We start from the raw sequence: 273 nt of genomic DNA on the forward strand, positions 1-273 counted from the left end.
GCTTTGTTTTAGACGAAGTACGGACATGCTCGATCACCTATTCGGGACTGACCTGTTTAACTCCTGCCCAATCCGATCCTCCAAACTGTATGGTGACGTGCTCACCTGCGATCTTCTTGGTCATATTCAGTTACCATTTCAACATAGAACGTTATCCGCTCCCTAAAAAGTTCCAACTTTTTAATCACCTTGGTGATTGACAATATACAAGACGTCAGCTATGATAAGCAATAATTGAAGCGCTTTCACACGGCGTGTTACTGATGATGCAGG

At 43.6% G+C, this 273-nt stretch carries 1 protein-coding gene; it reads left to right on the forward strand.

Going from position 1 to position 273, the window contains the following annotated elements; all coding sequences use genetic code 11:
* Window positions 1–200 (forward strand): hypothetical protein (locus SB775_RS29460; RefSeq protein ID WP_410864777.1); only part of this gene is annotated, 200 nt, incomplete at its 5' end.
* Window positions 201–273: the final 73 nt, after the last annotated feature.

This window comes from Peribacillus sp. SIMBA_075 (assembly GCF_046534585.1).